The organism is Mycobacterium sp., from assembly GCF_032159565.1.
Taxonomy (GTDB): domain Bacteria; phylum Actinomycetota; class Actinomycetes; order Mycobacteriales; family Mycobacteriaceae; genus Mycobacterium.
The window spans coordinates 1-26,314 of the sequence record NZ_JAVHWR010000158.1; the positions used below are offsets into that span (position 1 = coordinate 1).

Here is a 26,314-nt window from a genome sequence, read left to right on the forward strand (position 1 = left end):
GCGCAGAAACACGCCTCCACCCGACACGGCGACACCGTGCCCACCGCCTCGGCAGCCACCCGCAAAATCTCCGTCGCGTCGCGGTCATCCCACTCAATCCGCGACAACGCAGCCAAATTCGACGACATCGCTTCCGCCGCCACCACCCCGTCACCCGCACCAGCCGAAACGCCGCTCACACCAACCCCCACCCCGAAAACCGACCCCGACAGCAGCCACACCACCAACCCCGCAACCACCCAGCAGATCTCTGGCGACCCGGCCAGCGTTCGACACCCACGGCGAGTAGCCGTTGCGAACTCGTTGCCGGATAGCACTGGGGCGCCCACACCGGGACGTACCCGTACTCCACCATGTGCACCAGCCTGTCCGGACACGAACCAATACGATCTGGCGGCGGACACGCGTGCATACGCGCTACCGGATGGGACATCCCGTGCCGACAAATTGCAGCACCAGAAAACTCCCCACCGCGACGCTCCCCCGTCGTACCAGCCCGTGGTACCAGCGGTAGACAACCATCATCCCACTACGGACCTGGCCAAACAGCCCGTCAAACGAACCACCCCCCATCACCTATCCACAAAGCGAACCGAGGACCTGGCATCGATCTTGTCGTGCCGGTTCCTCGGCCGTCCCTTCGGGCCCCACTACAGGGACGCGAAACGGACGTCATACGGGCGCTTTACGGATATCTCACGACTACTGCGGTGTTTTTCACTTAACCGGATTACGTCCGCGGGAGGCGACGTGAGCCAAGACGGCCAGGGAAGGCGAGCACATTCGATCGCCATCAACGTGAGACGGTTGGCGCCCGGCGACACCGTCGTACACCTGATGGGCGACTTGATTGGCGACGCCGCCGCCGCAGCGATGCAGCGGACCCTAGTCGACCAACTGTCGCGTGCGCCAAGACGATTGATAGTGAACCTATCCGGAGTCACACGCATCGATGCCATCGGCGTCCATGCTCTCGCATCCGCCGCCGCGGTCGCCGGCGAGTCGGATCACGCGTTCTGTCTGGTTGACGGGGAGGCAGGTCGAGTCCGCGCTGCTCTCGCCGCCGAACAGATGACCGAACTATTCGATGTCTTTTCGTCAGTCAGCGAGGCGGTACATGACCCACGCTGATCGCTGCGCAGCGCGTCGTACGGGTCGCCCCGGTCAGTCACAGCAAGCGAGGGACCGCCGGACATCAGTACACCAGCCGAAATAGCGTGAACACCCGATCCCAATGCTCAGTCGACGGGTTGGACATTGTCGGGTCCAGTACGCCGAACGAACGGGCCAGCGCGACACTCAACCCGCCGAACAACTCTGGCAGCAGTTGATCGGTGTCCTCAGCGAACGTAACGTCGCCAGGCGGTTGTCGAACCACCTCGCGCAGCAGCTCGCGGATCTCGTCGGCTTCCTCTAGCTTGTCGAATTCGCGCATGCGCTCCTGAACGCCCTTGGTGATCGGAAGGTCCTGCGGCTCAATCACGTCACGCCCGTTTGCCTTGGCCGAGTTGCGCCCAGCGATGGCAATGTCATCGATCTTCTCGTCGATGAAGTCCCGGAAGCGACGTACGTCGTTTTTGTCGATATCGATGCTTGCGACCGAGCGGAAGAACCGTTCGAATACTGGAATACCCGACGGATGGGTCACTCGATACCTCCGCTCGAAGAGATCCAGATCGGCCCGGGTGAGCCACTACTCAACGTTGGCACTGTCGTTCGGCTCTAGGTAGGGGCGCGCTCTGCGACTGTGACCGTGATCTGTTGGGTCTTGTCCCCGCGGAGCACGGTCAACTGGACGCGGTCGCCAGGTTTGGTTCCGCGAAGTGCCGCTATGAGGTCCTCGGCCGTCGCGGTGTCCCGGCCGTTGAAACTGGTGATGATGTCGCCCGGTTGGATGCCTGCTTCCGCTGCCGGACTTGGCGTTTCGACCTGCATGACGACCACACCACTGGTGCGGTTGATTCCCAGCAGCCGCGCGATTTCTGGGGTCAGGGTGGCGGGCTGAATACCGATATACGCGTGGCGGGCCGTTCCGGTGGCCAGCAGCTGGTCGGCGACGTCGACGACGGTCGCGGCCGGGATCGCGAACCCGAGGGCCACCGCACCCGCCGTCGGCGGAATGTAGGCCACGCTCATCCCGACTACTTCGCCTTGCGCATCGAGTACCGCACCCCCAGAGTTACCCGGCGAGATGGCGGCGTCGGTCTGGATCAGGTCTACCAGCGGTGCGCCGGTGGCAGCCGACCCGGGGATCTGGCGGTGTAGTCCCGAGATAATGCCGGATGTGACTGTGGCCTCGAATCCCAGCGGGCTGCCCATGACGACGTCGAGTTCACCGACCTGCGGCAGCGGCTTCTGAAACTTCGCAGCGGGCAGGTCGTTACGGTTGGCTTGGATGACGGCGACGTCGGCAACCTCATCCGTGCCACGAACCTTGCCCGGCACCTGCTGCCCGTCGGCGAGGGCTATGGTGACGTCCTGCGCCCCGGCGACCACGTGGGCATTGGTGACGATTGTGCCGTCGGCTTTATAGACAATGCCGCTGCCCAAGCCGCGCTCGGTGAGCACTGTGACCACCGAGGGCTCAACCCGTCGGACCAGTGCCGGTAAATCCGCCCCCGCTGTCGTGACCGGGGCCGTCGAGCTGGTGGGTGCCGTGGAGGTGCCGGTCGAGCCCGAGTTGGTCGAGCTGCTGCATGCGGCGAGAAAGGTGACCGTCACGGCGAGCAGCCGCAGTATCCAAACCCAAGACCGTACGGTCGACGATGGGTGCATCAGCTCAGCGCCTCCGTCTCCACTCAATAACCTCAGTGCCGGTTACCGCAGCCCGGCCTCGGGTCACACCAGCGCGTCACCGACGCGACCGCTTATATGAGAACCTTCGCACCTCAACGCGGCGATCGACACGGTCCTGTCAGTCCGAAGCCGCATACAAGCACCTGGCCTGACAGGCCGAAGAAACCCGATCCACGCAGTGCCAGGGTGATGGAGATGGCCCGAATGGTGAGTCAGCGCAACGTTGCCCACGTTCTGGTTCCGGCCTGCGTGTGGAATGTGACCCGGGGCTAGGTCAAGACGGGGGCTCAGATGGGGGTGTGGAAACGAACCACATTGATCGGCGCTGGTGCCGTGACGGTATTGGTCATCTCGGCAGCCTGCACCAACTCCGACACCGGCCGTGAGAATTCGGCGGGGCAGACGACGTCGGCCACCGCCACCGCACCGGCCACGACGCCGGCAGCGGACACTGATGCGCACAACAATGCCGACGTCTGGTTCGTGCGCCACATGATTCCCTACCACCAGCAGGCGATCGAAATGTGTGACATCGTCTCGGCCAAGCAGGGCATCGATTCCCGCGTGACGGAACTGGCCAACAAGATCAGGGCAGCGCAAGGTCCGCAGCTCCAGCAGATGCAGGACTGGCTCAATCACTGGGGCAATCCACCCATGCCGGAGACGGCGCCGGGCGACGTGCAGATGCCTGCACAGAGCAGCATGCCCGGCATTCTGTCCAAGCGAGAATTGGACGTGTTGAGAGAGGCCAACGGCGCCGACGCGAGCACGTTGTTCCTGACGCAGATGATCGCGCACCACGAGGGCGCAATCAGCCTGGCGCAGACCGAAATCGAGGAAGGTCAGTATCCTGCGGCGGTCGCGATGGCACGGTCGATTGCCAGCATCCAGCAGCAGGAGATCGACACCATGAATCGCATTCTTTCCTCAATGTAGCGAGATCGCGGGCAGACTTTCGGGCCGCGTCGCGCCGACAACACCATGCCCCCGAGGTTGTGTTCAGACCTTCCGGTTCTCCGATTTCAGCATCCACGCCGCCTTCTCCAGCGAGTCGATGATCGCGTGCAACAGATCCGCGGTTGACGGGTCGGCCTCATCGACGTCGTCGTGCACCGAGCGCATCGTGTCGACCGCGGCGTAGATCCTGTTGGTGATCAGGTCGACGGCTTCACCCGTGCTGTACTCGCCACCCGGCAGGGACGGCAGTGTGGTCGAAGCCACCACCGTGTCGGTTCGACCGTCGGGAACGGAATTCAGGGCGCGCATCCGTTCGGCGATGGTGTCACTGGCTTCGCGGGCGATGTCGACCACCACGTCGAGATGCAGGTGCAGATCGCGAAAGTTGGTACCGACTAGATTCCAGTGCGCCTGCTTGCCCTGCAGGTGCAACTCGATCAGATCCATCAGGACCTGCTGCAGGCTTTCGGACAGCTTTGTCGGGGAATCGAATTCACGTACCTGATCCGGCGACCGGCGGTTTGAGGCTGCCATTACGACTCCTCCCTTACTTGTTGCGCTTGAGTAGTTTTCTCATGAAATAGATGGTGAGGATCCACGGGCCGGCGACGATGATCGGATCCACCCACATGTGCTTTACGTCGACCCGCTTCCGGCCAAACCGCGACCGGATGCCGTTGTGGGTGAACTCGGCCTTGATTCCGGTCTCGGTGATCGGGTTGTCCGGACGCAAGGTCAGGAGCGAGCGGAGGTGGTGCTCGCCGGCGTCGACGCGGTCGGCGTAGAGCAGAATCATCCAGTGCGCGGCGCGGCCCTCGCTGAACTTGTATGCGAACTTACGCATGGCGCCCGACACCCCGCTCGGTGGCTGCGCGGTTCCGAACACGGGGGTAAGGAAGCGATGCTCGACGGACCGCTCCCGCGGCCACTTCTCGGGCTGCCGTTCGGGAAAGTCCCAATGGGCGCCGGTCTCCAGGAACTTCAGCTTGGGAACAGACGGTCGGTCCTCTTTGTTCAGATCAGCGCCCCACCCCGGAATGCGCGCTCGTAATTCGTCGCTGCCGGGCACCGGGGGGTGATCTGGCGTGTAAGCGGGTACGCGCTCTGATGTTTGAGTCATATCGGTTCTCCTTGGGTTGTTCAGTTCTGGTTGACGAGAACGACCGGCTTGATGATGTCGTCCAACTTGGAGGAAAAGATGTGATAACCCTCGGCGATGTGCTCGAGCGGGATACGGTGCGTGACAATCTCATTCGGCTTGATGTAGCCGTTCTGAATATGGGACCAGAGTCGCGGCCACTGCCGCTTCACCGGGCACTGATTGGTGTGGATGGTGAGACCCTTGTTCATGGCATCGCCGAACTTCACCGCGCTGAAGAGCGGCCCGTACGCGCCGACCACCGAGACGGTCCCGCCCTTGCGGACTGAATCGATCGCCCAGTTGAGAGCGATGGGGGATCCGCCCTGCATCTTGAATTTCGACGTGGTCACGTGTTGCAGCAGGTTGCCGTCCGCTTCCGCGCCGACCGCGTCGATCGCCACGTCGGCACCAAGGAAATCGGTCGCCCTCTTCATCTCCACCACAATGTCGCCGTATTCGCCGAAGTTGTAGGTTTCAGCGTTCGCGAAACTGCGGGCCTTCTCCAACCGGTACTCCATGTGGTCGATGACGATGACCCGGCTGGCGCCCATCAACCAGGAGCTCTTCGCCGCGTAAAGCCCCACCGGCCCGGCACCGAAGACGATGACGGTGTCTCCTTCGACGATGTCACCGAGCTGTGCGCCGAAGTACCCCGTCGACAGTGCATCGGTGCACAGCAACGCGTCTTCGTCTTCCATCCAGTCGGGAATCACCGAAGGACCGACGTCGGCGAAGGGCACCCGCACGAACTCGGCCTGGCCGCCGTCATAACCACCGCAAGTGTGCGAGTAGCCGTAGATTCCGCCCACCGCGGTGGCGTTCGGGTTCACGTTGTGGCAGTTGGAGTAGAGACCCCTGGCGCAGAAGTAGCAGGATCCGCAGTAGATGTTGAAAGGCACCATCACCCGGTCGCCCGGCTTGACGTTCTGCACGGATGAACCGACCTTCTCCACAACCCCGATGAACTCGTGGCCGAAGGTGTGGCCGACCCGGGTGTCCGGCATCAAGCCGTGATAGAGGTGTAAGTCGGATCCGCAGATCGCCGCCAACTGCACTTTCACGATCGCATCATTGGGATGCTCGATCGCCGGAATGTCCTTCTCTTCAATGCGGACCTTGTAGGGACCGCGGTACGTCATCGCCTTCATAGCGTCTCCTGCCGGATGGATGGTTAGCGCCGCATACCCCGGACAATCTGGTGGAAACAGGCCCGAGGTGGCTAAAAGATGAACGGATATCTGGCCTTCGGCACGAGCGGTGGTGTTCGCCGCAGCCTGCCGCCCGCTTCGTCTGCCCGCTGATGCGCAGGACGGCAACTTCAGCGTCCCGATGCGGCCGCCGGGGTCTTGGCGAACTCATCGACTATGGCTCTGCAGAATGCGGGCAGATCGTCGGGTGACCGACTGGAGATCAGATTCCCGTCGATGACGACCTCCTGGTCTACGACGTCGGCACCCGCGTTGCGCAGATCGGTACGCACGCTTGGATACGACGTCAGGGTTCGGCCTTCCACCACATTGGCCTCGACGAGCGTCCACGGGCCGTGGCAGATCACCCCCACCGGCTTTCCCGACCCCACGAAGTCACGCACGAACGAAACCGCGGTGTCGTCGATGCGAAGCTTGTCGGGATTCACCGTCCCGCCGGGCAGCAACAATGCGTCGTAGTCGTTGACCGATGCGTCGGCGACCATTCGGTCGACGGTGAACGTGCCTGCTGAGTCGAGGTCGTTGTTGCGCGCCTGAATCTCACCCAACTTCAATGACAACAGTTCGGTCTCCCCGCCGGCGTCCTGCACCGCCTCGCGAGGGGTTTGCAACTCGACGCGTTCGACGCCGTCCGCCGCCAGGATCGCAATCCTCTTGCCCTGCAATCTATTCGCCATGCGGACTCCTCGTCCGTTGATTCGTGCTGTCGTGGGTAGCACCCGACGCTAGGCGTTAAAACCGTCGATTTCCTGCTACCGCTGGGTTGAATGTGCGGGTCGGCATTCACCCCGGCGGGTCAGGGACCTCCCGGCAGGATCAGCCAGGGCCGGTATGGTCGCCCGCTTCTCAAAGGTCAGCTGTCCGGTGCCCGCCGCTTGTACTCAGGGGACGAATTTGGCCGCGAAGATTCGGCTCGGTAGCGCACTCCCCGGCTCCCGTTGGCATCGCAGACTACGAGGAGAGCGAGCACGGATCAGAACGGGACCAGATAGCAAGGGTAATCGAATGAAAGCAGTTGTTTACGGCGGACCGCGTGAGGTCGTGGTGAAAGAAGTTCCGGATGCCAAGATCAAGCACCCGACCCGACGTGCTGGTCAAGATCACTACCACCAATATCTGTGGGTCGGACCTGCACATGTACGAGGGCCGCACCGATCTTGAGCCGGGCATGGTGCTCGGTCATGAGAGTATGCGCGTCGTCGCCGAGGTCGGCAGTGCAGTGGCCAAGCCGTCATGGATCGTCTCCCACCAACTGGCGCTCGACGAGGCCCCGTCGGGCTATCAACACTTCGATGCCCGTGACAACGAATGGACGAAGGTCGTCCTCCACCCATAGAGCGATGCGCCAACCGGCTCCGCTGCGACGGGCGATGATCATGACCACCGGTCGACGATGACGGTCGACGACGACGACGCCGGGGGATCGGCCGGCCGCAAGCCCGACACCGACGATTCGCGGGAGTCGCGGGAGACGAATGGGCGGTCGGTGGGCAACCTGGAGTTGTTCTTCGACCTCACGTTCGTGTACGCGATGTCGCAGGTCACCCACTTGATGCTCAGCGACATCTCCTGGCAGGGCTTCGGCCGGGGTGTGCTCGCTCTGCTCGCCCTGTGGTGGGCGTGGGTGTGCTACGCCTGGCTGACCAACACGTTCGAAACGGCGCAGGTGATCCGTACGACTCTGATCATCGTCGCGATGGCGGCGATGCTCATCGCGGTGATCGCATTGCCGACCGCATTCACCACCGGGGCCCTCGTTTTCGGGCTCGCATTGCTCGCCGTCCGCCTCATCAACGCGGGTATGTTCATCGCCTCCTCATCCCACGACGAGGCTGAATTGGCGTCGGCGATCCGCCGACTGATGCCGGGTCTGCTCGTCGGGCCGGTCTTGATCGTTGCCGCCGCCTTTGTGGCGTCCCCCTACCGTGAGTTGCTGTGGGTTGCGGCGGCGGCGATCGACTTCGGCAGTCCCCTGATAGCCCGAATCAGCGAACTTCGGGTCGTGCCTTCGTATTTCGTCGCGCGCCACGGTTCGGTCATCATCATCGCGCTGGGCGAGACGATCGTCGAGCTGGGAGCGGGGGCAACCGAAGACCTGCACCATCCCCGCGTCCTCGGCGCTGTCGTTCTCGGGGTGCTGATCTCGGCCACCCTATGGTGGACCTACTTCGGCCTCACCGCCGGCGCCGAAGCACGTATGCAGCGAACATCCGCTGTCGATCGTCCACGGTTGGCGCGCGACGCCTACAGCTACCTGCACCTGCCGCTCGTCGCGGGGATCATCTTCTTCGCCGTCGGGGCACGGGTGTCGATAGAACACATCGGTGAGCCGCTGGCGCCGCTGCCCGCCCTCGCCCTCACCGGTGGGGTGGCGCTGTTCTACGCCGGCGAGGTGGCCTACCGATGGCGCGACCACCATCAGCTCGTAGTCGATCGGCTCCTCGCCGCCGCCGCATGCCTCCTGGCGTTTCCGGTGGCGACTTCTGTCCCGGCCGTCTTGTCGCTGACCATACTCACCGCGATCGGAGTCCTGCGACTCGCATGGGAGCTGTGGCGGCGACCCCAGATAGGCACCGGCAGAGCGGGAATCGTGCGGTGAGGCAAGACAATCCGCTACCGGGTCAGACCACGGCGTCAGAGCTTGTTGGCGACCACGTCGAGATTGCTGATGTCGGGTGGCGAGGCGAAGGGCTCGTCGGCTTTCTCCGCGAGCGCATTTCCAACGGGGCCGCCAAGATGCGTCTCGCGTGCCGCCTCGTCCGGGAACGCGTCGATGATGCCGAACGTCGACGGGCCGAACCGAACCGCTAACCATGGAAAGACGCCAGTCGGCAATGGCTTGAGCCAGCGGCCCACGTCAAGTGATCCCAGGCCGTGCCGTGTACATCGCGGTAACAGGTTATTGACCATGCAGTCCAGAACGCCTATCATTCTGGAAGGTGCCATACAAGACGGCCGGGATTACCTGGGCCGGTATGTCCCCCGTCGATATGGGAAGAGATTCGCATGGGCAACGCACTGCGAAACAAGACTGCCGTCATCACCGGCGGCGGTACCGGCATCGGACTGGCCATCGCCAAACGGTTCGTCGCCGAGGGTGCGCGCGTGTTCATCACCGGCCGACGCAAAGAGGTTCTCGACGCCGCGGTCGCTGAGATCGGTTCCGGTGCGGAAGCTGTGCCCGCCGACTCGGCGAACCTCGATGATCTCGACCGGCTCTACACCACCGTGCGTGACCGGGCGGGCAGCCTGGACATCGTGGTGGCCAATTCCGGCAGCGGAGTGCTCGCGCCGCTCGGTGAGATCACCGAAGAGCAGGTCGACCAAACGCTGGGAACTAATGTCAAGGGCGTGGTCTTCACCGTTCAGAAGGCCCTGCCGCTGCTGACCGATAAGGGATCGATCATCCTGATCGCCTCGACGGTGAGCACGCGGATCGACGTGCCCGGCCAGAGCATCTACGGCGCCAGCAAGGCGGCGGTGCGCAACCTGGCCCGCGGCTGGGCACTGGATCTGGCCGGCCGTGGCGTGCGCGTGAACGCAATCAGTCCCGGGGCGACCAAGACGCCCGGCCTGCTGGCAGGGTTGCCCGGCAATGAAGAGCAGGTGATGGGACTGATGGCACAGGGCGTACCGCTGGGCCGCATCGGCGAACCCGACGAAATCGCCGCCGCTGCCCTTTTTTTGGCCAGCGACGAGGCTAGCTTCGTCAACGGCATCGAGTTCTTCGTCGACGGCGGTCACGCACAGGTCTGATGCCGCCCGAGCGCTTGCCGGGAAGTTCTTTCACCGCGTCGAGTTCTCTGCTGAAATGTCCGTGGAGGCGGTGGCCTCGCGGCTGAAGTTGTGGCGAGGGTCGTCGATACGGGCGTTGATCCGTTCGGCGCTGTTCTGCAGGGCTGCCAGCGCGGTGTCGTCGAATGCGTCGATGACAAGCTCGCGCACAGCCGCGACGTGGCCAGGGGCTGCGGCGACGACGAGGTCATAGCCGGCGTCGGTGAGTACGGCATTGGTGTAGCGGCCGTCAACGGGATCGGGTTCGCGCCGCACATAGCCACGCTTTTGCAGCCGCGTGATCAAGTGGGACAACCGCGAGAGCTCGGCGTTGGTGAGCACGGCGAGCTCGCTCATCCGCATCGTGCGCTGGGGCCGCTCCGACAATGCGGCAAGTGCGTAGTACTCGATGTAGCTGAGCTGGGAGTCTCGTTGCAGCTGCGCCTCCAGCGCCGTGGGTAGCCGGGCGAGCATCAGAGTGAGGGCCTGCCAGGCCTCGAGTTGTGCCGGTGTCAACCATTTCGGGGCGGTTGCGGCCGTGGCCTGCCTGGGGGATCGCGCCATTGAAGGATTCTAACCGATTCACTTGAATGTTCAAGTCAATCGGACTATCGTGACATGAACGTTCAACTGAGCCACCGCCGAAAGGACTGCTGTGAACGAGTTGAAGATCGGGATAATCCTGGGAAGCACCCGCCCGGGCCGCAACGGCAAGGCCGTCGCCGACTGGGTGTTGGACAAGGCGCAAGCCCGTATTGACGCCGACTACGACCTCATCGACCTGGCCGACCACCCGTTACCCCATATGGATGAGCCGATGTCGCCGATGCTGGGCCAGTACGCCCGCGAGCACACCAAGGCCTGGGCCGCGACGATCGCGCCCTACGACGGATATGTCTTCGTCACGCCCGAGTACAACCACTCCACTTCCGGTGTGCTCAAGAACGCGATCGACTACCTCTACGCCGAGTGGACCAACAAGGCCGCGGCCTTCGTCAGCTACGGATCTGTGGGCGGAGCCCGCGCGGTCGAGCACCTCCGATTGATATGCAGCGAGCTACAGATCGCACACGTGCGCCAGCAGCTGTCGTTCTCGATGTTCACCGACTTCGAGAACTTCTCATCGTTCCGTCCCGTCGCAGCGATCCACGACGACGCGGCCACCGTGATGTTCGACCAACTGGAAGCCTGGGCCGGCGCGCTCAAGCCTCTTCGCAAGGATGTCGCGCAATGAGAGGACTGCAGGGCAAGGTGGCCCTTGTCGCCGGCGCGGCGCCGGGAAACATCGGCGCGGCGACTGCCATCCGCCTCGCTGAGGAGGGCACGTCCGTGGTGGCCGCAGACCTCAACGAGTCAGCCGCTCGCGCAGTCGCCGACGAGATCAAGGCGTTGGGCGGCAAGGCGATTGCTCGCTCCTTCGATATCACCGACGAGCGTCCTACCAGGAGCTTGTCGCCGTCACGGTCGACGAGTTCGGAAGGCTCGACGGCCTGTTCAACGTGGCCGCCGACCTCTCGCCCGCCACGTTGGCTCAAGACACGGACGTGCTCTCGGTGTCGCTCGAGGTGTGGCGGCACACCATAGATGTCACCCTCAGCGGTTACATGTACGGCATCCGCCACGCGCTGCCCATCATGATCGACCAAGGCGGCGGTGCCATCGTCAACACCATGTCGACCAGTGTGTGATGGGCGAAGACACGCGGGTCGCCTACCAATCGGCCAAGGCGGGACTTTATGGGCTCACTGATGTTCATCATGGCGCTCGGCCTGGGCCCCGCCACACCGCCACGCTCGGCGGCAAGCACGGCGTGCGATGCAACTCCGTCGCACCCGGCGTGATCCTCACCGGAGCGGCGCTGGCGAATACCACCGAGGAATACCGCAACGAGATCCTCGCATCGGTGCGGTCAAATCGCCTCGGAGTCCCAGCGGACCTCGCAGCGATGGTCGCGTTCCTGTTCTCCGACGACGGCGCCTACGTCACCGGCCAAACCATCCTCGTCGACGGCGGCGCCAACTTCACGTGAGCCCTTACACCGCGGGTGTGGATCTGCCCGCTCCGGCTAGACCTGCGCCAGATCAGCGTCGGGGCCCGCGGGAGCCACTCCTAGCCGCCAGAGCGGAATCACCACTTCGGGGTCACATTCTTCGTCCACGATCCACTTGCACATGCGGCGAATGGGTTCGATGGCGTCCTGTGGCATCGCGATGGCGACGTTGCAGGCGTAGCCGAGGCTGGTGAGTCGTTGGGCGCCGAACAACGGAAGCTGATCCCGCAGTTGGCGTTTCAGGCTTTCGGGGTAGATGCCGATGGTCTGGGTGTAGGCATTGACCGCGGCAGTGACCTTGTCGAGGCCGTCGACGGGCACGATGTTGGCGACGCGACCGGACAACATCGCCGAGTAGTCCACCGGGGAATCGAACTGGGACACGACGATCGCGCCCTCGCGGTGTTCGCCGCCGATCACGTGGTACCAGTCTTCGGTCATGCGTGAGGCTTCGAGGTGCTCGAACAGCTCGCGACTGGGATGCAGCGGAGGGGTACTGATGAACTCGGGCAGTCCGATCAGCGCCTCATAGATCATTTCGCCAAGGCGGTTGGCGTTGGCGATGCCTGCGGCGTCGGTGCCGCTCATCACGTAGATCACCCGGGCGTTGGCGCAGCCCTCTTGATTGGCGACACCGATGTCGACTGCCGCGCGCCCCGCGACGTCGCGCATGGTGGCCTCGTCCTCGAATGCCTCCGCCCCGATGATGGTCGCGCTGCGCTTCGGGTCAAGGGCGATCAACTCCAGCCCCGGCTGGATGTAGCGGGTGACGTGCTTGACCGACGCCAGCCCTCCCCACGCGACGATCTTCTCGATGTGCTGCGGCTGATACAGCTTCTCCTCGACGCTGAGATCACCGCCCTTCCAGTAGCCGACCGCGAGGTGTTTGGTGATGGGGTGATCGGGCGCGACGTCGGCCACGGTTCGTGCGATGGCCATTGCGGTCAGCGGGTCGTTCGAGGGCGCCTTGATGATGGTGTCGCAACGGGCGATGACCGACCGCAGAATGGTGACCGCCGAGACGAGCCCGCCGTTTCCGGCGGGAATGTGCAGCACCCGTGAGCCGAATGCTCGCACCCGCAGTTCACGACCGTCGGCGAGGCGCTGCGGAACCCACCCGTTGAGATAGTCGAGACCGACCTGACTGTCGGCGACCTCGAGCACGTTGGCCCTCGCGAAAAGCGGCTGCAGAATCTTATAGCTGTTCATCAGCATCACCGCCGGCAGTGGATTCGCCAGTATCGCAGCCTCATACGCCTCCTGCAGGTGGGCGTTCCTTTCGAACACCAGCGCATCGCCGACGGCCTCCAGCACGTCGAGGATCTCGTCGAAGCCGATGTCGTAGAGGTCCGCCATCTCCATCGGGCTCGCCAGCGGAAGGCGGTCGACGTACTTACTCATGTCGGGGCTCTGAAACTCCGCCCCGCCGCCACGGATGCCGAAAGACACCAGTTCGTCGGTGATGATCTGGCCGCGCAGGAACAGCGGAACGGTGAATGCCGCGCTCACGACTCGAATTCCTTCATGAAGTTCACGGCCTCGTTGTGGACCTCGTGCGTCGCAGCGCAGGTGATGCGATCGTCCTCAACACCTCGTTTCTCGCTGTAGCGGACGATGTCGTGCTCGAAAGCCACGCTCGTCTGGCCACACGGGCAGACCAAGTCCCAGTCGATGGTGACCTCGTCGCCGGAAATGACTCCGCCCCAATGGGCTTTGAGTAGGAGGTCGTAGACGGCGGCACGGCCGGTTTGTCTGCCCTCGCGTGGCAGCGGCTGGCTGGTTTCTGGATCCAGGACGAACGGGATGACCCATGGTTGAACGTGGTAGCGGCCCTCGGTACAGGCGAAGTGGAAGGCGCTCTGTTCGGAGAAGCCGTAACCCTCCTGGACCCGGTCGACGCCGAGGAACTCACGGATGGTGTCCAGGTAACCATCGGGCAGAACGAATCCCTTCGAGCCGCCACCGGTGAGTATCACGGAGTCCTCGGCGAATACGCCCTTGATGCCGCGCTCAAGGGCCGCCTTGGCGACGTCGTACATCAGGTTGTAGGTCCCGATCATGAAAACTCTTTTACCGCGCAGTTTTTCGGACATCTCGGAGAAGAACACGTCGAGTTCTTGGGGCTGTCGCATCTGCATGGCGATGAACTCGTCTTTGCGGGCCGCCAGCGCCGGATCGACGACCAGGCGGTCCAGTTCCCCCCGAGACGCGGCCGCGCGCATCTTGGACGCCAGGAACATCAGATCGGTGTCGATCGAATCGGAGTACAGGGCGTGAAACCTGCTCTCGTCGCCGCCCGTGAAACCGCCCTTGAGCATGTTCGCGATGCGCAGGTGGCCCAGCTTGCCGCCCGCATAGTTGGGCCAGATCACCTCCACCGCCGGGTTGAGCTGCTCCGCGGTGGGTTCGACGCCAAACGTCTGGAATAGGCAGATCTTCCAGAGCACCATGCCCTCGCGCGCGCCGCGTTTGTCCTTCGGGAGGATCGACAGCGTGCCGGTCGTTCCGCTGGACGTGATCACTTCCAACGGCGTCTGCTCGTCGAGCCGGTCGATCCATTCGTCGATGCTGTTGCAACCCTGGGTAGCGACACCGGACAAGTCATGGCTGGTGAGTTTGTCCAGCCACTTGGTCATCAGGTCGAAGCGCTTGTTGTCGATCAGCGCTGCGGGGTAGGACTTGAATGCAGTATGCGAGAAGAACAGCGGGACAACGTCGTTGAGATCGCTTAGTTCGGTGATGTCGAGCCGGTCGGCGAGCTTGCGCAGCATCTCGATGCTCTCGCGGTGTTGCTGAAACCGGATACCCATCGCCTTTCGCTGGAGTTCCTCCAACTCAGCGCGAGGGATGCTGTGCATCTGGGTCAGCGACTCTCCGAAAAACCCGATGGGGTCGTCCATGAAGTCCCTTACCGAGGGTGCTGACTGCTCTGTCAGGCTCATTTGCTCTCCAGTCCTCTGCCGGGGTCGGGTCGCCGCTCACAGCGCCTTCGACACCACCACACGGTACGAGCGAATGCAGACAACCGCAAGAGTGCAGCTATATGCATTTATGACATCAGGCGGGGATCACCGCGTTCGTCGAGGCGGATACGCAGCAGCGACTCGGCGTGCGCAGCGGTGACGAACAGCTCATCCGCGTGTCCGCCGCCGATACAGATATTGGTGGGCAGCGAACCCGGGGGCAGCGTGATGCCGGCGGTGCGCTCACCGGCATCGCTGATGACATCGACGCGGTCGGCGGCGGTCAATGCCACCCAGGTTTCACCTCGCGCACTGACCGCTATCCCGTCGGGCCAGCCGGTGTCGAAGGTGTGCACCAGACGCGGTTGGCGCCACGAGGCGGCATCGGAAGGTGCGAGCTGGTAGGCCAGCAACTCGGCTGCGAGGGTGGCGGTGACGAGCAGCGTGCGTCCGTCGCGGGTGAAGCCCAGCCCGTTGATGAACACCGGTCCGCTGGCCACGATCAGCTCGGTGTGGCCGGTGGCGACATCGACAGCCCACACTTGTCCCGGTAGACCATCCCCTGGCGACACTGGATCTATCTCACAGCGGGTGTCGGTGACCCACAGTCGCCCGTCCGGCCCGAACATCAAGTCGTTGGGCGCGCCAAGGCCGGTCACCAGATACTCCACCCGCCCATCCGTGATCACCTGCACGCCGGGTTGCGCGGGGCCGCTGGCGCCGAACGCTCCCCCGTTCTGTGCCACAAAGAGGGTGCCGTTGGAGCCGCGGGCCAAACCGTTGGGTCCGCCTCCGGTCTCGATACGCTCGGTTGCTCCACCGGATGGGTCGACGATGTAGATGCAGCCGTGACTGATGGACGTCAACGCAATCCTGTGATCGTCAAGCCACACTGGCCCTTCGGTGAAGCCGAGTTCCCCGGCGAGGAGGTCGATGTGCATCCCACAGTCCTTTCGGGTGCTCGATCATCCCTGGGTCATGTGACTGCTGGGGGATGCGGCAGCTCATCCCAGTCACGAGAAACCGACGCGCTCCACCGTGGGGCGCGTCGGCCCAGAAAGGCCGCGACACCTTCGCGGGCGTCGTCCCGGCCCATGACACGGTGATGCAGCTGGGTCTCCATCCAGGCGACTTCGCGTGCGGAGTACCCGTTGTTCAGGCTCTCCCACAACAGCCGCTTACTCAGTGCCGCCGACATCGGTGCCACGTTGACGGCGATATCGCGGGCGATCTCCATCGCGTGATCAACCACGTCGCCCGAGGGCACCGCGCGAGTGGCGATGCCCCGTGCCACCGCCTCGATGCCGTCGCAGGTCCGGCCGGTCAGCAGCATTTCCGCTGCGACAGCAGCACTGGCCAGCCGGGGCAGTATCCAGTGCGACATGCAGTCGCCGATCACTCCCCGACGCACTTGAACGACACCGTATTTGGCGTCCGCAGCGACAATCCGGATGTCTGCCTGCAACGCGAGCGTCAGTCCGATTCCAATGGCGTGGCCGTTGAGCGCAGCAATGACCGGAGTGCGCAATTCGAACGCTGCCGGGTCGATCGGCGACGCGGAGAAGCGCGCGGCGTCGCCGGGTGAGTCAAAGGGATTAGCGCCGCCGGAGAAGTCCGCGCCCGCGCAGAACGCTTGCCCGGCACCCGTGAGCACGATCGCCCGCACGTCGTCGTCCTCGTCGCAGCTGCGGTAGGCCTGGCCCAACAGCGCTCCCATTTCACCGGTGTAGGCGTTGAGGTGGTCGGGCCGGTTCAGCGTCAGCACGGCGACGCCGTCGCTGATCGTCACTGTCAGGTCCGGTGACATCAGCGCACCGAGATCGTCAAGCATCCTCCTCGCCCACCAACAGGTCGGCCAGCGCCACGGCCAGGTCGTGGAGGCCCGTCTCGAGCGAATACGTGCTGTCCGCAGTCCAATTGACGATCCCGCCCGTCAACGCACCGACGATGATGTCGGCGAGGGTCTGGGCGTCGTGACGGACGCCGACCTCGCCGCGGGCGACGCCGTCCTTGACGAGTTCCAGGAACGTCTCGTGCAGGGCAAAGCCACGTTGAATCCCGTAACCGGCACTGCCCAGCATCTCGCCAATCAGCTCGCGGTAGTTGTCGCCCGACTTGACGAGCGCAGCGGCGATGTCGTCGAAAACCCCGATCAGCCTCGCGGGGATCGGTTCGGTCGACCGATCGAAAATCACGTCATGGAGGTTGAGCAGGCGGCGCTCGGCGAGGGCACGCATCATGTCCTGCCGCGTTGGGAAGTGGTTGAAGAACGTGCGATTCGCGACGTCGGCCCGTTCGCAGATGTCCTCGATGGTGGTGGCAGAGACGCCCTGGAGCAGAAATGCGTCGAATGCCGCTCCGAGTATCCGGTCGCGGACCTCCATCTTGCGCCGGTCCATTCTGTTCACGGCCGCGCCCCTGCGAAGCAGGCACGGTTGCCGCATAACTCCTCGGACAATTCCCAGAGCCGGAGAGCATGCGTCTGGTCAACAGCGTGCGCCGCGACGTCCTCTCGGATCCGGCAGTCAGCGAGATACACGGATCCGACCTCCGCCAGTTCTGGGCTCACGGCGGCCCACACCTGAGTGGCCGCCCCGTGGTCGGGCGTAGTGAAGTCGTGCCGCACGTCGATGACCTCCTTGGCCGCTTCGCGTTCCATGGTCGCGTACCGGCTCAGCTTCGCGAAGTCTTCGCGCGTCATGTGCCGAGCCAGTGAAGTTGCGACCACGCCGGGGTGCACCGCGTACGCGCGGACGCCGCCGTCGCGCAGTCGCCGGTCCAGTTCGACCATGTGCAGAATGTTGGCGGTCTTCGAAGCCCCGTAAGCGACGAACTTGTCGTACTCCCGCCGTTCCCAGTTGGGGTCGTCGAGGTCCACGTCACTCATCAGGTGGCCGTCCGACGAAAGAATCACAATCCGCGCACCGCCGGCAGCGAGGAGCTGCGAGACCAACAGCCGGGTGAGTTCGAAATGCCCGAGATGGTTTGTCCCGAACTGCATTTCGAAGCCGTCAGACGTCCGACTGAACGGCGTGAACATCACTCCGGCATTATTCATCAGGACATGGATCACAGGGGTGATGTTGACAATCGTCGCCGCCGCCGCGCGAACGCTGCCCAGCGAGGTCAGGTCGAGCTGGACCGTCGACGTGTGCGCGTTCGGGACGTCCGCACGTATCCACTCCTCGGTCTCGGCGAGTGCGCCGCGATTACGCGCCGCAAGCACGACATGCGCACCGGTCGCGGCCAGCGCCCTGGCCGATTCTCGGCCCAACCCAGCTGATGCGCCGGTGATCACACATGTTTTTCCGGTCAGATCGACACCGTCAACCAGCTGGAGCGCGGTGGCTGTTTCCATTACGCCTGCACCGAAACGATCGGGATGCGGCACGCATTGCCCAAGCTCGTCAGCGGCTGCGCGCCGAACAGCGGGAGCTTTTGGTGGAGTTCAGATTTCAGCGACGGGGAATAGATGCCCATCGTGAACTGCGACACCGTCGGCGATGTCCGCTGCTTGACGCTCATCCAGAGCCCCGTCCTGTTGCGGCCGCCTCACACTAGCAAGTTATTGCAGTTAACCGCAATTGTGCAGTTTTATGCAGGAAGCGCGGGTTAACTCGATGACGCTGGCTGGAATCAAAAGGCAGCCGTGAAGGCCCAGTCCCCCCGGCCGGATCACGATCAATGCGGTACGAAAGCCCCCCGTTCGATACCGGCGCTGCTCAGATCGCGGTGGCGATGATGCGGGTGGCAGCCTCGACGGCGGCGGCGCGGCGGCGCGCGACGAGGGTGGGGTCGTCAGTCAGGGCGTGGGGGTCGGGCCAGTGCGCCCAGGCCAGGCCGATTCCAAAGAGGATGACCAGCAGGTCTCTCGGCTGCCAGGCACGGTCGACGTGGCCGCCGGCCTGGGCGGCTTCGATCGCAGCGATGGTCTGGGCGGGGATGGGTTCGCCGTCGGCACGGGGTTCGTCGAGGCTAAGGCCTTCCAGACGTGCCCAGGTCAACATGCGCAGATGCTCGGGCCGTGCGCGCGCCAGGTCGTAGAGGTTGCCGACGAAGTCGGGAACGGTGTCGGGGCGCAGCGTGACCGCACGGAAGAACTCGGCGACATCGGCAGCGACCACTTCGCGAAAGAGGGCCTCCTTGTCGCCGAAGTGGGCGTAGAGGCGTTCCTTGCTCGCCTCGGCGGATCTTGCGATGCGGTCGATCCGGGCGCCCGCCAGCCCGTACTGGGCGAACTCGGTCCGGGCGGCCGCCAGGATTTCGCCGCGCAGCTGGGTCGTGTTTCTCACAGGAGAATCGTAACAAACGAACTAGTTCGTTTGGTAGCGTGGCGGCATCAGTTTGAAGCTATGACATGCCAGGAGGTTTCGATGGGTCAAGCGGGTGTAGTGGACCCAGTGATCGCGGGGATGCCGCGGGGCGGCCCGTCTGCCTCATGGCTGGATCGGCGGTTACGGTGAACATCGACGCCATCATGAATCAGCCCCGGCGGGTCCGGGCTTGGCGCCGCGTCGCAGAGACCGTCGCCGATCGGGTCGGACCGCTCGTCGACCTCTACCAGCCGTACGTCGACGGGCTGCAGAACCTGCCCCGCGATGGACGATTCCTGTTGGTGGGCAACCACACCCAGGGCGGTGCCGAGGCATTCTTGATCCCGTACCTGGTGTGGCGCGCGATCGGCATGCGGGTGCGGCCCCTGGCCGACCGTGGCATGGGCCGGATGCGCGGCCCGGCCGGTGATTTGTTGGCTGCCTGCGGGGTTGTCGTCGGGGCGCCGGAGACCGCACGCGAGTTGATGCGCCACAACGAACCCATTCTGGTTTTTCCCGGCGGTGGCCGTGAGATTCCCAAGTTCAAGGGTGAGGAGAACACCCTGCGGTGGCACGGCCGGTCCGGTTTCGCCCGCCTGTCGGTCGAGAACGACTATCCGATCGTGCCCGTCGGTCTCGTCGGCGGCGACGACGTCTACCAGAGCCTGACCACGCGCGAGGGTCGGTGGGGGCGGCTGAGCCAGGGCCTCACCGCGAAACTGTCCGGTCGCACCGACATGGCAGTACCGCTGATGCATGGGATCGGTCCCACCCTGATTCCCCGGCCGCAGCGAATGTATCTGCGCTTCGCTGCCCCCATCGACACCACCAAACCCACACGGGTGTCCGAAGAGAAATGGGTCCCCACCGTCAAGCAGAAGACCCAGGAATCACTGGAGCAGACCCTGGCCGACCTCCTGGCCATCCGCAACGGCGACCCCTACCGGGGGCTGAACCCGCTCTCCTGGCGCACTGCGACCCAACCGCCAGCCGAACTGAAAGGCGGCGTGAACCATGGCTCCCACATTCGCTGAGGTATCCGAGGCTCGCTACATCGTGCTGACCACTTTCACCAAGGATGGCCGGCCCAAGCCGACCGCCGTCTGAGTCGCTCCCGACGGCGACCGCGTGCTCGTCCACACGGAGGAAGACTCGTGGACGGTCAAGCGGATCCGTAACACTCCGCGCGTCACCGTCGCGGCGTGCGACATGCGCGGGCGGCCCAAGCGTGAGCCGGTCGAAGCAGTGGCGAAGGTCCTTGACAAGGCGGAGGCCGCGGATGCGCAGCGGGCTATCACGAAGCGCTACGGGCCAATCGGCCGACTGTTCGACGTATACCTAAAGCTGCGCGGGGTGGACAAGAAAAGCGTTGGAGTTGAGATCAAGGCCGTGTAGTTGACGCTCGGGCTGGACCGGGGTTTTCTCCCAGAGCGATTTTCATTCAAGTGCCATGTGGCCTACCAAGCGGTCGCGCCGCCGTCGACCGGGTAGTTGACGCCTGTGATGTAAGACGCCCGATCAGAAGCGATGAAGGCCGCGAGCTCCACGACCTCCTCGGGTTGACCGAACCGCTTGAGAAGCGTCTTTCTGGTTATCGCGCCCCGGGCCGCCTGGTTGTCGCCGAGGTCGCGGTCGGCGGCCGGGGTCAGGAAAGGCCCGGGACTGATCGTCACCGCACGGATCCCATGGCGCGCGCCTTCAAGCGCTAACTGTCGCGTCATGGCGATGACGCCAGCTTTCGCTGCCGCGTGCCCGACCCACGGGGGCGTCTCTGCGGCGATCATGCCCGCGTGGGACGCGATGTTGATGATGACCCCGCCACCGCGCCGGACCAGGTGTGGCCATGCGAACTTCGACACGAAGAAGGGAAGGTCGAGTTCGCCAGTAATGGTCGCCCGCCAGTCATCGATAGAGAAATCGGGCATCGGACCGAAGTATTGAATGCCCGCGTTGTTGCAGACCACGTCGATCCCGCCATAGGCGGCAACGGCATCCTCAACCATCTTCCGCGCCTGTTCGGGGTCGGTGAGATCGATCGGCGCGATGCCAGTCATCTCACCGCCGGCGCGACGTAAGAGTTCGACCGTCTCGTCGTTGGCATCAACCTTGATGTCGCACCCGACAACCTTTGCACCTTCTCGCGCAAAGGTCTGCGCCGCGACGCGACCCAGACCTCCTCCGGTGCCGGTGATCAGCACGACCTTCTTGTCAAGTATTCCCATTTCAGCCCTGCTGGCTGGTGGGGGAGGGCTCCGCGACCACGGGATTCTCGATGGCGCCGATACCCTCGATCTCGACGCGCACCCGCTGACCGGGCCGTAGAAGCCGTCCGGAGAACACGCCGACGCCGCCGGGCGTTCCGGTGGCGATGAGGTCGCCGGGCTCCAGCGTGCAGACGCGGGACAGCGCCGCGATCATGTCGCCGATCCCGGTGACCATCTCCTTCGTGGAGCCGTCCTGGCGCAGCTCGCCGTCGACCCACGTGCGGATACCGAGACCGGCGGGATCCACCTCGTCGGCGGTGACGACCCACGGCCCAATGGGCCCATGGGTGTCAAAGCTCTTTCCTGGCCACATGGTTGGAGTGTCTTGCTGCCAGTCACGTACCGACACGTCGTTGCCCACTGTGTAGCCGGCGACGGACGCAAGCGCCGTGGCGGCATCGGCGCGCCGCACCCGTTTTCCGATGACCGCCACGAGTTCTCCCTCGTAGTCGAGCATCGGCGAGTCGTACGGCGCGAGGATCGGGTCGTAGGGACCGGTGATGCAGGAAACCTGCTTATTGAAGAACGTCGGCAGCTTCTGGTCTGGGAACGCCTCGCGCAAATGCTTGAAGCGCGCCATCTGCTCGGCGTACTGAGGCTGCGTCGCCGCCTCTTGAATCTCCGCGAGATGCGAGGTGAAGTTGAAGCCGATGGCCAGATACTTCGACGGCGCCGGAATCGGTGCGTGCAGAACGACTTCCGAGAGAGGCGTCCGCGGCCGGGCGTTGATGGCCTTACGGGCCACATCTGCGGTGACATCAGGACCGGCCGCCAGTACGGCCGTGACGTCGGTGGGGGCACCGTCAAGCGCGCTGAGCGCGACCACGTGGTCGTCGACGACGACTCCTGCGCTCACGCCGGCACCGAATCCGTAACTCACGAGCTTCATTTCGTCTCCTTTGTCGTGTAGAGCGCCTCAATCTGCGAGGCGTACTTCTGTGCGATCGGCCGGCGCTTGAGCTTCATCGTCGGCGTCAACTCGTCGGAATCGGGCAGCCAGTCTTCGGCGAGGATCGCGAATCGCTTGATCTGCTCGACGCGCGCCAGCCGTGCGTTGGCGCGTTCGACACCTGCCTGCACCTCGGCCTGAAGTTCGGCATCCGTCGCGTACGAAGCGGCGACGGCGGGATCAGGAACGATCAGCGCGACGTTGTACGGCCGCGCGTTGCCGAACGCGCACGCTTGGCCGATGAGCGGACTGCCCTCCTTCAGCCGTGCCTCGATGTTGGCGGGTGACATGTTCTTTCCGGCGGCGTTGATGATGAGCTCCTTCTTGCGATCGACGATCCGCAGGTGCCCGTCGGCCTCGATGCGGGCGATGTCGCCTGTGTGCAGCCAGCCATCGGCGTCGATCGCCTCGGCGGTCGCCTCCGGCCGGTTGCGATAACCCGCCATCAGCAGCGGCCCCCGGACCATAAGCTCCCCGTCCTCGGCCAACCTCACCTGCGCGCTGGGCAACGGTGGTCCCACGGTACCGGGGCGGACGTCGCTTGCGGCTGCCAATGAGACGACGCCCGTGGTCTCCGAGAGGCCGTAGACCTCCCGTAGCGGGATCCCGATCGCGTCGAAGAATTCGATCACTGCGGGCGGGCACGGCGCGGCGCCCGTCACCGCTGCCGTGAGGTCATCGAAGCCCAGGCGACGACGGAGTTCCTCGTGGTCGATCCCGGCCGCGACATCGGCCGCGATGGACGCCTGCAGCTTTTCCCACAATCGCGGGGGCGAGAAGAAGAAGTGCGGGCGCACCCGCGGGAGCAACTCGGTGACCGCGCTTGGGGTCGGGCAGCACACCACGCTGAAGCCCGCGGTCATCGGCAGGTAGTGCGTGCACACGCGCTCGGCGATGTGGGCCATCGGCAGATAGGAGATCGTGCGTTGCCCCGGCTGAATTCCGACCAGCGTGCCCATCTCGGCGGCCATGGTGAGGATGTTCGCGTGCGTGAGCTCGACGCCCTTGGGTGGCCCGGTCGTGCCCGACGTGTAGATCAACGTTGCGAGGTCGCTTGGCTTTACGGCCGCGGCATGCTCCAGTTCGTCGGAGTCCAGCAACTCAAACCACGAGTCCGATCCGACGACGATGACGTGGTTTACGGCGCCGCGACCGCGCTCAAGCGCGGCGAGCAGCCCGTCAACCAACGCCGCCTCCGTGACGACGATTCGGCAGTCGGCGTCGGCGACCAAGTGGGCGAGCTGCTCGGGCGCCGAGGTGTTGTACATCGAGAAGGGCGTGGCGCCGAGGAGTAGCGCGCCGGCATCGGCAACGTGGAACTCGGGCCGGTTGCTGAGCAGGAGCCCGAGCGTGTCCCCATGGCCCAATCCCAGCGCGGCGAGGCCCGTCGCGACGCGACGGGCCTGAGTGCCGTAATCGCGCCACGAGAGCACCACTTCGAGATCGGCGTTGAGGATCGCCGGCGCATCGGCGCGGGATTCGACCATCGCCAGAAACGCCTCGCCGACGGTGGCCGTGTCGTGGTGAACCACCGTGCTCATCGCTGCGCCTTCCCCTCGTGTGTGTGTGGGGCAAGCGTATCCGGCAATATGACAACTGTCAATTAAAATATTGTCAGCCGACCCTTCGGTGGGCACCGTGCAGCCGGCTTCACGCGTCGAGGGATGGATACCTGGGTCCACTGCCATGTCGAGACCTATCAAGTGCCTTGCACCCTCTGCTCGTACGTTGCGCGTTTGCCAACGTCGATGCGGTCGGTAAACAGATGGTCCAGCCCGATTGAGCGCCTCAATGCGTCCGCGACGCCGCCGGGCAGAATCCGTTGGATCACGAGCACGACTCCGGCCGACCGGGTGACCGTGACACGTCGTTTCGGCTTGCGGATCAGATCGACGATCGCTCTTGCGACATCGGTTGGTTCGGAATTCTTCAGGCCCCTGGCTTGGTCGATGCCGGCGATCATCTCCGTGTTGGTCATCGCCGGGAGGACCGCCGAGTAGTGGACACCGGTGCCGCGATGTTCCGCGCGAACCGAATTGGTGAACCCGAGGACGGCGTGTTTGGTGGCGCAGTACGTTGCTACCCCCGGCGACGGCGTCTCGGAGTTCACCGATGCGACGTTGATGATGTGGCCGCGGCGACGTCTGAGCATGCGCCGCGCGGCGAGCTTCGTTCCCAGGATCACGCCGTAGACGTTGATCGCGAGTGCTTGCTGGGTGAGGGCGTCGGGTTCGTCGATCACCCTGCCTGCCGGGAGAATACCCGCGTTGTTCACCAGAACATCGACGGGCCCCAAGCGATTTTCCACCTCGTCGAGGAAGCAGACGAACGAGTCGTGATCGGTCACGTCGAGCCTGCCGCACACGTCAAGCCCAAGGTCTGTGCCGGCCTGTTTGACCGCTGGCTCATCGACATCGCCGATGGCGACCTTGGCCCCAAGCAGGTGCAGCGCGGTCGCGGTGGCCAACCCGATCCCGCGGGCGCCTCCGGTGACGACGACAACCTTTCCGCAAACTGACTCGGCTCGGTTCACTTTGGTCGCCAGCCGAAATGGCGGCTTCAGCCGGGTCACTGGCGAAGCCCGTTAGCCATGCCGGACAACCGCGACAGACTGATCTCATTGTCGCCCCGCAAGCCGGCGACAACGTCGCGGACCAGTCGCAGCGAGGGCTTGGCGCCCAGGAATTCTTGGGTTACCCGTGGCCCCCACTGGGAGAGGCCGGATGCGGTCAACGGGGACCATCCGGGTTCGACGGTGTTGTCGAATAGGTCGCCATCGGTAAAGTGCTCGACCGTCAGCTTGTCGGGGTCGTGCCAGTAGTCGAAGATCTGACTGCCCAGAACATGGCGTCCAATTCCCCAGGCTCGGTCGTATCCGCGCTGCAACAGGTACTCCCCGCCCGCGGCAACAGCGTCTAAGTCGGTGACCTGGTACGCGGAATGGCTGTAGCTGGCCGTCGGCCCCAAATTCAACGCCAGTGTGTGGTGGTCGGCCGGCAAGGTCCCTCGATCGCAGCGGATGAACGCCAGCGCCGGACCGCGTTCGCGCTGGTCGGGTGCGTACTGGAAATCGCTCACGATCATCCCGAGTGTGTCGAGATACCAGTTCAGGGCGCGCGCGAAGTGGGGAGTCTGCAACACCACGTGGCCGAGGCGCTGTACTAGCGCAGGCGCCCGCGGCGGCCGTTGGGTCGCGTTGATCCGGTGCGGTTCAGCACCGAAGTTCAGAATCTGGTTTTGCTGCTCGGCGAGCGCCGACAGCTCGCCGCTGAGGTGGACCACCCCGACGGCGAATCCGCTGGGGTCGTCAAGCCGCACGATGCTGCCCGCGGATGGATCTGTGAGCGGTTCGACGCGACGATCGGTGGCTCGTGCCAGCCGTTGCAGATCTGCGGCCTCGCCGGCCTTGAACGTTGGCCCGACGAAGCGAGAATGAGCGCCCCTGCGGATCAGCACGCATGGCGCTCCTGGCAGTGATCCACGCAGATACAAGGCTGTGGGTTTGCGTGCGGCAACCGCGAAACCGAAAGCCCGCGCAAATGTTTCGGCCCGGTCCAGATCCGGCTTCTCGAATTCCAGCCAGGCCAGATCGGTGACTTTGATCGTCGGGTTGATGGCACGGCCGCTGTGTTCGCCCCGGTTCGGGCCGAGCTCGCTGTGCAGATCGGCGTGCCCGTCGACGACGCTGGCGTCTCGGTGGTTTCTCATGTGGCGCTCCTTCCAGATGGACTGGGTGGGTGAGGTGTGGGTGTGATTCGTCGCCCCGCACCGCGACTTCACCGTAGCTCGATAACTTGATATCCGTCAAGATAAAACTTGACAGGCGCCCTATAACCGGATAGCTTGGCAGTCATGCGAAGGACAGCCATGAAGCGCCGGCCGATCGAACGGAAGTACGC

General features: G+C 64.2%; 30 protein-coding genes and 2 pseudogenes. 10 read left to right on the forward strand and 22 right to left on the reverse strand.

All coding sequences use genetic code 11. The annotated features are described in order from the left end of the window. Positions 1 to 239: hypothetical protein (locus QOC76_RS21415; RefSeq protein WP_526360142.1), on the reverse strand; the 239-nt coding region annotated here is incomplete at its 3' end. A gap of 559 nt (positions 240 to 798) precedes the next feature. On the opposite strand from QOC76_RS21415, the gene QOC76_RS21420 reads away from it, so the two are divergent. Next, complete coding sequence (locus tag QOC76_RS21420; protein ID WP_526360220.1) at positions 799 to 1,131, forward strand: STAS domain-containing protein; 333 nt, start codon at positions 799 to 801, stop codon at positions 1,129 to 1,131. A gap of 64 nt (positions 1,132 to 1,195) precedes the next feature. On the opposite strand, the gene QOC76_RS21425 is transcribed toward QOC76_RS21420, so the two are convergent. Both QOC76_RS21425 and QOC76_RS21430 read right to left on the reverse strand, forming a co-directional pair. Next, positions 1,196 to 1,648, reverse strand: coding sequence for a DUF1931 family protein (locus tag QOC76_RS21425; protein WP_526360144.1), 453 nt, complete (start codon positions 1,646 to 1,648; stop codon positions 1,196 to 1,198). 74 nt (positions 1,649 to 1,722) lie between these two features. Further along, on the reverse strand, positions 1,723 to 2,775 hold the full coding sequence (locus QOC76_RS21430; protein WP_526360146.1) for a S1C family serine protease: 1,053 nt from the start codon (positions 2,773 to 2,775) through the stop codon (positions 1,723 to 1,725). Positions 2,776 to 3,087: 312 nt separating this feature from the next. On the opposite strand from QOC76_RS21430, the gene QOC76_RS21435 reads away from it, so the two are divergent. Next, entirely contained in the window at positions 3,088 to 3,732 is a 645-nt protein-coding gene (locus QOC76_RS21435) for a DUF305 domain-containing protein (protein ID WP_526360148.1), read from the forward strand. 63 nt (positions 3,733 to 3,795) lie between these two features. Here the strand turns inward: QOC76_RS21435 and QOC76_RS21440 are convergent, their stop codons facing one another. The 4 genes from QOC76_RS21440 to QOC76_RS21455 form a co-directional block, all read right to left on the reverse strand. Then, on the reverse strand, positions 3,796 to 4,287 hold the full coding sequence (locus QOC76_RS21440; RefSeq protein ID WP_526360150.1) for a Dps family protein: 492 nt from the start codon (positions 4,285 to 4,287) through the stop codon (positions 3,796 to 3,798). 13 nt (positions 4,288 to 4,300) lie between these two features. Beyond that, entirely contained in the window at positions 4,301 to 4,873 is a 573-nt protein-coding gene (locus QOC76_RS21445; protein WP_526360152.1) for a hypothetical protein, read from the reverse strand. A 20-nt stretch (positions 4,874 to 4,893) separates the two neighbouring features. Further along, positions 4,894 to 6,042: a zinc-dependent alcohol dehydrogenase gene (locus QOC76_RS21450; protein WP_526360154.1), complete on the reverse strand. Its 1,149-nt coding sequence runs from the start codon at positions 6,040 to 6,042 to the stop codon at positions 4,894 to 4,896. A gap of 170 nt (positions 6,043 to 6,212) precedes the next feature. After that, positions 6,213 to 6,779 (reverse strand): type 1 glutamine amidotransferase domain-containing protein, encoded by a 567-nt coding sequence (locus QOC76_RS21455; protein WP_526360156.1) that lies wholly within the window; start codon positions 6,777 to 6,779, stop codon positions 6,213 to 6,215. 383 nt (positions 6,780 to 7,162) lie between these two features. On the opposite strand from QOC76_RS21455, the gene QOC76_RS21460 reads away from it, so the two are divergent. Both QOC76_RS21460 and QOC76_RS21465 read left to right on the forward strand, forming a co-directional pair. Next, complete coding sequence (locus QOC76_RS21460; RefSeq protein WP_526360158.1) at positions 7,163 to 7,438, forward strand: alcohol dehydrogenase catalytic domain-containing protein; 276 nt, start codon at positions 7,163 to 7,165, stop codon at positions 7,436 to 7,438. Between the two features lie 57 nt (positions 7,439 to 7,495). After that, positions 7,496 to 8,701, forward strand: a complete 1,206-nt coding sequence (locus QOC76_RS21465) for a low temperature requirement protein A (protein ID WP_526360160.1) — start codon at positions 7,496 to 7,498, stop codon at positions 8,699 to 8,701. A gap of 35 nt (positions 8,702 to 8,736) precedes the next feature. Here the strand turns inward: QOC76_RS21465 and QOC76_RS21470 are convergent, their stop codons facing one another. Further along, on the reverse strand, positions 8,737 to 8,958 hold the full coding sequence (locus QOC76_RS21470) for a putative quinol monooxygenase (protein ID WP_526360162.1): 222 nt from the start codon (positions 8,956 to 8,958) through the stop codon (positions 8,737 to 8,739). 150 nt (positions 8,959 to 9,108) lie between these two features. Here QOC76_RS21470 and QOC76_RS21475 point away from each other — a divergent pair, with 150 nt between their 5' ends. Next, entirely contained in the window at positions 9,109 to 9,858 is a 750-nt protein-coding gene (locus tag QOC76_RS21475; protein ID WP_526360164.1) for an SDR family NAD(P)-dependent oxidoreductase, read from the forward strand. 30 nt (positions 9,859 to 9,888) lie between these two features. On the opposite strand, the gene QOC76_RS21480 is transcribed toward QOC76_RS21475, so the two are convergent. Continuing rightward, positions 9,889 to 10,440 (reverse strand): MarR family winged helix-turn-helix transcriptional regulator, encoded by a 552-nt coding sequence (locus QOC76_RS21480; protein ID WP_526360166.1) that lies wholly within the window; start codon positions 10,438 to 10,440, stop codon positions 9,889 to 9,891. A gap of 91 nt (positions 10,441 to 10,531) precedes the next feature. Here QOC76_RS21480 and QOC76_RS21485 point away from each other — a divergent pair, with 91 nt between their 5' ends. From QOC76_RS21485 to QOC76_RS21495, 3 genes and pseudogenes are all read left to right on the forward strand, one after another. Continuing rightward, positions 10,532 to 11,110, forward strand: coding sequence for an NADPH-dependent FMN reductase (locus QOC76_RS21485; protein ID WP_526360168.1), 579 nt, complete (start codon positions 10,532 to 10,534; stop codon positions 11,108 to 11,110). Then, a pseudogene (locus tag QOC76_RS21490) lies at positions 11,107 to 11,564 on the forward strand (SDR family NAD(P)-dependent oxidoreductase). Before QOC76_RS21485 ends, QOC76_RS21490 begins: the two are co-directional and overlap by 4 nt. Then, positions 11,564 to 11,905, forward strand: coding sequence for an SDR family NAD(P)-dependent oxidoreductase (locus QOC76_RS21495; protein WP_526360170.1), 342 nt, complete (start codon positions 11,564 to 11,566; stop codon positions 11,903 to 11,905). Before QOC76_RS21490 ends, QOC76_RS21495 begins: the two are co-directional and overlap by 1 nt. 36 nt (positions 11,906 to 11,941) lie before the next feature. Here the strand turns inward: QOC76_RS21495 and QOC76_RS21500 are convergent, their stop codons facing one another. From QOC76_RS21500 to QOC76_RS21535, 8 genes are all read right to left on the reverse strand, one after another. Next, entirely contained in the window at positions 11,942 to 13,435 is a 1,494-nt protein-coding gene (locus QOC76_RS21500) for an acyl-CoA reductase (RefSeq protein ID WP_526360172.1), read from the reverse strand. Continuing rightward, positions 13,432 to 14,826 (reverse strand): long-chain-fatty-acid--protein ligase, encoded by a 1,395-nt coding sequence (locus QOC76_RS21505; RefSeq protein ID WP_526360174.1) that lies wholly within the window; start codon positions 14,824 to 14,826, stop codon positions 13,432 to 13,434. The genes QOC76_RS21500 and QOC76_RS21505 overlap by 4 nt, the downstream gene beginning before the upstream one ends. Before the next feature lie 149 nt (positions 14,827 to 14,975). After that, positions 14,976 to 15,830: an SMP-30/gluconolactonase/LRE family protein gene (locus QOC76_RS21510; RefSeq protein WP_526360176.1), complete on the reverse strand. Its 855-nt coding sequence runs from the start codon at positions 15,828 to 15,830 to the stop codon at positions 14,976 to 14,978. Between the two features lie 35 nt (positions 15,831 to 15,865). Then, positions 15,866 to 16,696 (reverse strand): enoyl-CoA hydratase/isomerase family protein, encoded by an 831-nt coding sequence (locus QOC76_RS21515; RefSeq protein ID WP_526360222.1) that lies wholly within the window; start codon positions 16,694 to 16,696, stop codon positions 15,866 to 15,868. Positions 16,697 to 16,712: 16 nt separating this feature from the next. After that, entirely contained in the window at positions 16,713 to 17,288 is a 576-nt protein-coding gene (locus QOC76_RS21520) for a TetR/AcrR family transcriptional regulator (protein ID WP_526360224.1), read from the reverse strand. Positions 17,289 to 17,293: 5 nt separating this feature from the next. Then, positions 17,294 to 18,247: an SDR family oxidoreductase gene (locus QOC76_RS21525; RefSeq protein WP_526360178.1), complete on the reverse strand. Its 954-nt coding sequence runs from the start codon at positions 18,245 to 18,247 to the stop codon at positions 17,294 to 17,296. After that, positions 18,247 to 18,414 carry a hypothetical protein gene (locus tag QOC76_RS21530; protein WP_526360180.1) on the reverse strand — a complete coding sequence of 56 codons (168 nt, stop codon included), beginning with the start codon at positions 18,412 to 18,414 and terminating at the stop codon, positions 18,247 to 18,249. The genes QOC76_RS21525 and QOC76_RS21530 overlap by 1 nt, the downstream gene beginning before the upstream one ends. Before the next feature lie 197 nt (positions 18,415 to 18,611). Further along, complete coding sequence (locus tag QOC76_RS21535) at positions 18,612 to 19,181, reverse strand: TetR/AcrR family transcriptional regulator (protein ID WP_526360182.1); 570 nt, start codon at positions 19,179 to 19,181, stop codon at positions 18,612 to 18,614. Positions 19,182 to 19,366: 185 nt separating this feature from the next. On the opposite strand from QOC76_RS21535, the gene QOC76_RS21540 reads away from it, so the two are divergent. After that, a complete protein-coding gene (locus tag QOC76_RS21540; protein ID WP_526360184.1) occupies positions 19,367 to 20,236 on the forward strand; it encodes a lysophospholipid acyltransferase family protein in 870 nt (289 codons plus the stop codon). Beyond that, positions 20,217 to 20,597 (forward strand): annotated as a pseudogene (locus QOC76_RS21545) (PPOX class F420-dependent oxidoreductase). Before QOC76_RS21540 ends, QOC76_RS21545 begins: the two are co-directional and overlap by 20 nt. Before the next feature lie 62 nt (positions 20,598 to 20,659). On the opposite strand, the gene QOC76_RS21550 reads toward QOC76_RS21545, so the two are convergent. From QOC76_RS21550 to QOC76_RS21570, 5 genes are all read right to left on the reverse strand, one after another. Further along, positions 20,660 to 21,400 (reverse strand): SDR family NAD(P)-dependent oxidoreductase, encoded by a 741-nt coding sequence (locus tag QOC76_RS21550; protein ID WP_526360186.1) that lies wholly within the window; start codon positions 21,398 to 21,400, stop codon positions 20,660 to 20,662. A gap of 25 nt (positions 21,401 to 21,425) precedes the next feature. After that, positions 21,426 to 22,355, reverse strand: a complete 930-nt coding sequence (locus QOC76_RS21555; RefSeq protein WP_526360188.1) for a fumarylacetoacetate hydrolase family protein — start codon at positions 22,353 to 22,355, stop codon at positions 21,426 to 21,428. After that, a complete protein-coding gene (locus tag QOC76_RS21560) occupies positions 22,352 to 23,956 on the reverse strand; it encodes an AMP-dependent synthetase/ligase (protein ID WP_526360190.1) in 1,605 nt (534 codons plus the stop codon). Before QOC76_RS21560 ends, QOC76_RS21555 begins: the two co-directional genes overlap by 4 nt. Before the next feature lie 158 nt (positions 23,957 to 24,114). Further along, positions 24,115 to 24,960 (reverse strand): SDR family NAD(P)-dependent oxidoreductase, encoded by an 846-nt coding sequence (locus QOC76_RS21565; RefSeq protein WP_526360226.1) that lies wholly within the window; start codon positions 24,958 to 24,960, stop codon positions 24,115 to 24,117. A gap of 23 nt (positions 24,961 to 24,983) precedes the next feature. Beyond that, positions 24,984 to 26,123, reverse strand: a complete 1,140-nt coding sequence (locus tag QOC76_RS21570) for a VOC family protein (protein ID WP_526360192.1) — start codon at positions 26,121 to 26,123, stop codon at positions 24,984 to 24,986. Positions 26,124 to 26,314: the final 191 nt, after the last annotated feature.